This window comes from Parafrankia colletiae (assembly GCF_001854655.1).
GTDB classification, from domain to species: Bacteria; Actinomycetota; Actinomycetes; order Frankiales; family Frankiaceae; genus Parafrankia; species Parafrankia colletiae.
On record NZ_MBLM01000046.1, the window covers coordinates 1 to 6,680 of the forward strand.

Below are 6,680 nucleotides of genomic sequence, written 5' to 3' on the forward strand. Positions count from 1 at the left end.
GCTCCCCACGAGTTTATTACACGAACATTTGCCCAGTTTGGCTCTTCGTTTGTTGTTTCGATGGAAAAACTGTTTATGAGACGCCTAAACTGCCCCTTTAGTGATCTGGTGTTGAACGTAACAGCAATGCRCCAATTTGGATGTTGAGCATGAAGGTAGGCGGCTTTTAGTGCAAGGACGATTGTCTTGCCTGATCCGGCAAGTCCACGTATCCTCTGGACGCCGTCTACAGTCTCAATTACTGCTTTACTCTGAAGGTTGTCGAGTGTTGCAATGGAGTTCTCGAGACTTTTGAGTTTCGCACCCCGCGAAGATTCTTTTTCGACCACCCTTGCCGACTGATTACGGCGTATCGTTGAAATCATTTGTATCGCCGACAGAGTTCGTTCGAAGATCTCGCGGCTTGACTCTAGCCAATCAATCTCCGACAGGGTACGACCCAGGTTCTCTGAATTCACCACAGAGTATCCGGGCTCAATATCGTTCAGATGTCGAGCTGCAACAGCGGGAGCATAAGTGATCGTACTAATCGGAACTACGAGTTTGCGACGACTCACCAGCTCCTTGTATCCAAGAAGCCTTTGTTGCAACCTAGTGGCAGAGTCGTCCTGGCGCTCTTGAHAGTCGCCGAGATTTAGACCCTCGACGAGATCGAAGACGACTACGCCTTTACTCTCGGAGATGTAGACGGCATCAATCGGATACCGACCCCCGACGGAACCGATGACTGGGTAGCCAATGAAGAGATGGCCCTCGATGTTTTCTATCTCATTGAATGCTTCGACTAGGGATTGACTTGCGGCCGGCTTGTCATTGGTGCCTCGTACTAGAGATATCATGCGAAGATTAGCCTGTATTCTATCGGTGACCAGGAGGTCAGGATCTGCTCGACTCCAGAGCGACAATGTATCGAAGCTCGCAACGCCAACCGACGGCCGCACCCGCATCGCAACTTCGACCCTGCCTGTGYCACCGGCGTCGCGGCCTTAGCTTGGCAGCGGCTCTGTCGCGAGTGAGACAGAGCCGTGATCTAGATACTCCTTGCGAGTAGCAAACCCTCACATGGCGGGGTCGGGCGCGGAGGCCCCGTTAGGGGGAGTGTCTGATCAACGGCTCTGRCTCACTTTCGGTGGTGACGGAGTGTGGTCCCCGGTGAGGCTTGACGGTGGAAGGCGGCCAATCCGCCCGGCGTGTGGCGACACGATGTGTCATGGACGGAGCGGATCATCTCATTGAGCTGGTGTTTTCGGGTCTGTCACCGCTGGTCGTCGAGGATGTGGCCGACGAGGGCGAGCTGGTCCGGTTGCGGGCACGGACGCCTGAGAGGCCGGTGGCCTGCCCGGGTTGTGGGGTCGTGACGTCGCGGGTGCACAGCTATCACGAGCGGACGCTGGCGGATGTCGCGATCGATGCCCGCCGGGTCCTGATGATCGTGCGGGTCCGCCGGCTGGTCTGCCCGACCCGCGGGTGCCGGCAGACATTCCGTGAACAGCTCCCGGGGGTACTGGAGCGCTACCAGCGGCGCACGGACAGGCTGGCAGCTCAGACCGGCGCGGTTGTGCGGGAGTTAGCCGGCCGGGCCGGTGTTCGGGTCCTGTCCGCGCTGGCGATCCGGTTGTCCCGGCACAGCGCGCTGCGCAGCCTGCTGCGTCTCCCGCTCCCGCCGTTCGAGGTGCCCCGGGTGCTGGGCGTGGACGGCTTCGCGCTGCGCCGCCGGCGCCGCTACGCCACGATCCTGATCGACGCGCAGACCCGGCGCCGCGTCGATGTCCTGCCCGACCGCGGCGCCGACGGACTGGAGGCCTGGCTGCGCGCCCACCCCGGCGTGCAGGTGGTCTGCCGGGACGGCTCCGGTACCTACGCCGAAGCGGTCCGCCGCGCCCTGCCCAACGCGGTCCGAGCCAGCGACCGGTGGCATCTGTGGCACGACCTCGCCCAGGTAGCGCTCACCGAGGTCGCCGCGCACAGCGGCTGCTGGGCGAAAGCCGGCCCACCACCGAACGACGGCCCCCGCGCACAGACGACCCGGCAACGCTGGCAGCAGGTCCATGACCTACTCGACCAGGGTGTCGGCCTGCTCGACTGCGCCCGACGGCTCAACCTAGGCCTGAACACGGTCAAACGCTACGCGCGGGCCAGCAAGCCTGAGCGGCTGGTGCGCGCTCCCCTCTACCGGCCGACCCTGGTCGATCCCTACCGCGACCATCTGAAACGCCGCCGCGCCGAACCCCCCGCCGTGCCCGTGCTCCACCTGTTCCACGAGATCACACAGCAGGGCTATACAGGCAGCCACAACCTGTTCGTCCGCTACATCAACTAGGGCCGCGCCGACAGTGACCGGCCCGCGATCTCACCCCGGCGCGTTACCCGGCTCCTGCTCACCCGACCCGGCTCCTGCTCACCCGACCCGACACCCTCACCGACAGCCAACGCGACCGGCTCGCCGAACTYACCACCGCCTGCCCCGAAATGACCGCCCTCGCCGGACTCGTCCGCGGCTTCGCGGACCTTCTCCGCCCCGCTGACGGCAACGCCCACAGACTCGACGAGTGGATCACCACCGCCCGGGCCGCTGACCTGCCCCACCTGCATTCCTTCACCCGCGGTCTCGACCTCGACCGCGCGGCTGTCGACGCCGCCCTCACCCTGCCCCACCACAACGGCGGAACCGAAGGCGTGAACACCACAACCAAAAAGATCATGCGCCAGATGCACGGCCGAGCAGGATTCACCCTGCTCCGCCACCGCATCCTGCTCGGCTAACGCCCTGTCACCACCGAAAGTGCACCAGAGCCGTTGATCGGACACTCCCCCCACCCTGCCAGGTCGCCGGTGACCTTGCCGCAGAAAATTGGTTGTTATCTGTAATAGTCACCATCGCTTCGGTATCTATCGGCTGTTGCTATCGACGCGGCATCACCTGAGGGGATATACACAGAGCGAGCGTACGATGACGGGGGCTCGTCGCGACAGGACTTCCTGCGAATTGAGGGGGTAAGGCTGTGGCTGCGCCGATGATGGAGCTTGACCCGGAAGGCAAGGCACCGATTCTTAGTTACAACGTGCCGGAGCCGACGTCGTACAGCGGACGTAACGGCATCGTCCTAGACCTGGGCGAGGAAGACGGCAGCAACGTCGTCTTCACCGAGGCTGCCTTCGTGGTCCCGGACCGAGCCTCCATCGCACAGATGAGGGACGTCTCCGCCGGTCGAGTCGCCGACGCTCTGCGGCTCGGTAACGAACAGTTCTTCCCGAACATCAAGGCACCTGCGGCGACACACGCGGGCCTGTTCTCCGGTCAGCTCGCTGTGCATGCCAGCGACGGCACACTGGATATCGCCACCATCAGTGTTCTAGCTCGCGGCCTGCGCGCCAGAGCCGTGCAGGCCGACCTGTCGGCGCTTACCGATCCGGCAGGGGAACCGGCAGGGAGAGCGCAGACGAAACTGCCGCAGGCGGTGCGCGGCTCGGTCCTGGCGGGTCCGTCCCTCGCTGACCAGGCCGAGCGTCCACATCTGACCGACCTCGATATCGAGCACATCACCGACCAGCTCAAGGCCGGTAAGCGCTTGAACGTGTTCCGCACCCTGTGGGGTGAGTACGCCCATTCCTTCCTACCGGAACCGGCCAAAGCCCATCCGCAGATCGTGATCATAGAGACCTATCGACTCTCGTCCTTCCTCGGACAATACGGAGCGGGCCGAACGCTCAACACCTTCAGTTTGCTCCCCGGCGAGAAGACGACCATCAGCGTCAAGACCTTCCGCAAGAGCGCAAGCGACAGCAAATCGGCCTCCAGCGTCCTGGACTCCTTTACTAGGGAGAGCGCCGACGACTTCGAAAACTCCGTGCAGAACGAGCAGTCCGACAAGAAGGCGAGCCAAGGAAGCTTCGAGTACCACGCCGAGGCCGAGGCGAATGTGTCGTGGGGGTTTGGGAGCGCCAAGGTCAGCGGCGGCGTGAAGGGCGGCACCGCCTCGCAACGCGAAGAGTTCTCCAAGAACATCAGCAATGCGGTCAATAAACACGCATCCAAGGCGTCCAGCAAACGTGACGTCCAGGTCAACACCTCCAGCGAGGTGAAGGAGGAATCGGGCGAAGAGACCTCGATCACCCGGCAGTTGGAGAACATCAACGTCGGACGCACCCTGAACTTCATCTTCCGGCAGCTCAACCAGGAGCACATCACCCTTCTGCACCTGGTCGACACACGAGTAGCCTTCTGGAACGGCTACTCCGAGTCCGTCGAAGAGGTACCCCTGCCCAAGCTCGATGGCCTTATCGAGAAGTACATCCAGCCGGATCGGCGGGAGGAGATCCGCGAACTCATCCTCGACCAACTCAATACCGTGTACGACTACGACGATCAACTCGTCGACCCGCCAATTATCGAGAAAAAGAACGTTGCGGTTGGCGACTCGTACTGGCGCTTTCGCAAGAGCCACAAATCGACCTACACCGATGAGACCGGCAACCAGATCACCGTTCCCGGAGTCATCCTGTCGGCCAACAAGATCGTCATGCGCACCGAAGGGGTTATCGTCGACGCCATCCTCGGTCAAGGCAACGCCCTCGACGACTACTCGGCAGGACTGCAGCTGAGCGCGGTCAAGCAACGCGAACTTGAGAACAAGGTGCGGGAGAACCGAATCGACAGGGAGATCCTGGGCCGCGGCATCATCACTGATACCGATGCCGACAAGGCGGCGATATACGCTCAGGTCTTCCCAACCGCAGTGGAACTGCCTGGGAAAATCACGGTTTCGGCGACTGGCGACGACATAGTGGTCTCAACCGAGGTCTCCGATGAGTGATCCCCTTGCCCCGAGCGTCCTGCTCCTTCAGCAAACCGCCCTCGCTAACAACACGAAGGTACTGCTGTCAACCGCGCTCGCTGCCGACGCAGGAGCGCTCGGTACCCAGCCTCCCGCACTCGTTATCGACCAGCCGACAGCTGGATCGACTCTTCTTATCGACGCGACGCCAGCTATGCCGGTGATCAATTGTCGAGCACGGATCAGCGGCGTCAACCCAGACCCGACGGCCCTGACGGATTTCAGCTGGGACATCGTCATTTCCGAGACCCCGCGGCAGGGCTCTTGCCTCAGCGCGCAAGTTGTCTGCTCGAATCAGGAGACCGGAAACAGCACGGGAGGAAGCTGGACACCGGCCCTGGGCTTTATACAGGGAGGCGAGGCTCGAATAAAGGTCTCCGTCACGGTCAACGGGCGAAGACTGGCCGCTGAGGTGTCAGTACATGTCCGCGGCACCAACCCAACCCCCGCAACCATCACGGCCGCCTGCGGAGGTCCTGGCAGCGACGCCGACCAGGTCGCTTGCCACGAGAGCAGCCGACGACAATTCTGGACTGACGGCCTTCCCCTCAGAGGCAGTGGCGGTGACGTCGGCATCATGCAGCTCTGCAACCCGGCGGCCACCTGCGAGCAGCGCTGGAACTGGAGCGCGAACGTCACGCGAGGAGTCGCACTCCTTCAGACCAAACGAGCCGAAGCGACCGTCTATCTGAATCGCCACGCACCAGGCGGCAACTATCCCAACGACGGCCACCTGACCGACGCCGAGGTCCTCCAGCGAGAAACGCTCCAACGCTATAACGGCGGAAGATACTGGCAATGGGACAGCTCCGGAAACGTTTGGCGAGCACAGCCACCGAATACCTATGTGAGCGACGTTCTCCGATGCAGTTAGCGCGGATGTTTCGCTGGAAGGCATGAGCGCTGAGCCGTGTAGCGGCCGAGTCACCCTCGCAGAAGCCCGCCTCGGCCGGCGAAGAACGGGTTGCGGGGTCGAACACTCCAAACCGCCCCAGACCGGCCAGGACATCGTCGCGGACCGCCTCCCACGCCGGCCCGGCGAGCAGCTGGCATCTCGGGTCGCCCCACCGGTACCGTTCACCGCTGACCGGATCGACCGTGCCGTGCGGTTGTTGAGCCGCGGTGCGGTCACCCCGACCGCACCGACGGCGGTCATCACCTCCCTGGGCCGGGCGTGGCCGTTGCGGACCACCAGCCGGCGGCCGCGGTCGTCACACTCGTCGGCGAGTTCGGCAATATAGGCGTCAACCTCGGCTTTTAACGCGGCCGCGAGCATCCACCGCGCACCTTCCCGGACGATCTCATCGGTCCGGCGAAGGCCCGACCATCGAACTGCTCTCGGATCCGTTGTCCTCTGGGACTACCTGTCAGCACAGGTGTGCCTTCCCGACCGACGCGCCACCGTCAGCCTGGCTGAGACCTCAACTTCAGCGGCTACACGCCTCGGCCACAAATTGCCAGTCACGCGGCACGCCGGGAGATAGTTGGCGCCAATGACGATCCAGGTTCCTTCCCCAACGAGAGGGAGCTATGTGTATAAAGCCCGGAGAACTTCCTGACGGTGCACAAAAATACACCCGGGTGTGATGCACACCAGGACGAAGGTAATCGGGACATACCTACATCTAGTTTCCATCGCACTTGCAGCGGAGCCGTTCTCGTCGCACTCTGAAAAGCATGAAAACAGTTGACCGTCCCTACGCCTGCGCGTCGGCTCCGCGTCGTCCGGCCCCGAGGAGGAGATGCATAGTGCCGAGTTTATGCACACGCGTTTAAGGCGAGCCCGCGGCGCGCAAGCACAGAGATGCTCCGCCAAGATCTGCGCCTTTGCACATACAAAGAGGA

Annotated in this window: 2 protein-coding genes and 3 pseudogenes; 3 read left to right on the forward strand and 2 right to left on the reverse strand. The window is 62.5% G+C overall.

Going from position 1 to position 6,680, the window contains the following annotated elements; translation table 11 throughout:
• Positions 1–839, reverse strand: a pseudogene (locus CC117_RS36990) (DEAD/DEAH box helicase); the annotation flags it as partial.
• 371 nt (positions 840–1,210) lie between these two features.
• Between CC117_RS36990 and CC117_RS06925 the strand changes: the two are divergent.
• From CC117_RS06925 to CC117_RS36995, 3 genes and pseudogenes are all read left to right on the forward strand, one after another.
• Positions 1,211–2,763: pseudogene (locus tag CC117_RS06925) on the forward strand (ISL3 family transposase).
• Positions 2,764–3,002: 239 nt separating this feature from the next.
• Positions 3,003–4,814, forward strand: coding sequence for a hypothetical protein (locus CC117_RS06935; RefSeq protein WP_071082925.1), 1,812 nt, complete (start codon positions 3,003–3,005; stop codon positions 4,812–4,814).
• Positions 4,807–5,709 (forward strand): hypothetical protein, encoded by a 903-nt coding sequence (locus CC117_RS36995; protein WP_131803026.1) that lies wholly within the window; start codon positions 4,807–4,809, stop codon positions 5,707–5,709. The genes CC117_RS06935 and CC117_RS36995 overlap by 8 nt, the downstream gene beginning before the upstream one ends.
• A gap of 231 nt (positions 5,710–5,940) precedes the next feature.
• On the opposite strand, the pseudogene CC117_RS38750 reads toward CC117_RS36995, so the two are convergent.
• Positions 5,941–6,135: pseudogene (locus tag CC117_RS38750) on the reverse strand (IS256 family transposase); the annotation flags it as partial.
• Positions 6,136–6,680: the final 545 nt, after the last annotated feature.

What these genes read in the sequence shown, in the direction of transcription:
- CC117_RS36995 (WP_131803026.1), top strand. Translation starts at nt 4,807, where the DNA reads ATGAGTGATCCCCTTGCCCCGAGCGTCCTGCTCCTTCAGCAAACCGCC.